At 66.9% G+C, this 958-nt stretch carries 1 protein-coding gene; it reads right to left on the reverse strand.

The window, feature by feature from the left end; genetic code table 11:
* On the reverse strand, nucleotides 1–958 hold a 958-nt coding region (locus QZH66_RS17025), incomplete at both ends, for a carboxyl transferase domain-containing protein (protein ID WP_305807033.1).

Consider the following 958-nt stretch of genomic DNA (forward strand, 5'->3'; position numbering starts at 1 on the left):
CGGAACAGGCCGAACTTCGTGTCCTCGATCGGCGCATTGCGCGTGGCCGCCAGGCCCAGCGCCAGCACGCGGCGCGTGTCGGCGGGGTCGATCACGCCGTCGTCCCACAGGCGCGCCGTGGCGTAGTAGGGGTGGCCCTGGTCTTCGTACTGGCGGCGGATGGGGGCCTTGAAGGCTTCTTCTTCCTCCATGCTCCACTGGCCGCCACGGCCTTCGATACCGTCGCGCTTGACGGTGGCGAGCACGCCGGCGGCCTGGTCGCCGCCCATGACGCTGATGCGCGCGTTCGGCCACATCCACAGAAAGCGCGGGCTGTAGGCGCGGCCGCACATGCCGTAGTTGCCGGCGCCAAAGCTGCCGCCGATGATGATGGTGAACTTCGGAACCGCCGCCGTGGCCACGGCCGTGACCATCTTGGCGCCGTTGCGCGCGATGCCTTCGTTCTCGTACTTGCGCCCGACCATGAAGCCGGTGATGTTCTGCAGGAACACCAGCGGGATCTTGCGCTGGCAGCACAGCTCGATGAAATGCGTGGCCTTGAGCGCCGACTCGCTGAACAAAATGCCGTTGTTGGCGATGATGCCGACCGGCATGCCCTCGATGCGCGCAAAGCCGGTCACCAGCGTGGTGCCGTAGCGCGCCTTGAACTCGTCGAACTCGCTGCCATCGACGATGCGGGCAATGATCTCGCGCACGTCAAAGGGCTTGCGCGTGTCCACGGGGATCACGCCGTACAGCTCGCTTGCTTCGAATTTAGGAGCTACTGGCGCACTGTCAGCGGGCGCTGGAGCCTTGTTTTTATTCAAATTGCGCACGGCGTTGCGCGCCAGCTGCAGCGCGTGCAGGTCGTTCTGCGCCAGGTGGTCGGCCACGCCCGACAGGCGCGTGTGCACGTCGCCACCGCCCAGGTCCTCGGCCGTGACGACCTCGCCCGTGGCCGCCTTGACCAGCGGCGGGC

This window comes from Stenotrophomonas sp. YIM B06876, from assembly GCF_030711595.1.
Lineage (GTDB): Bacteria > Pseudomonadota > Gammaproteobacteria > Xanthomonadales > Xanthomonadaceae > Stenotrophomonas.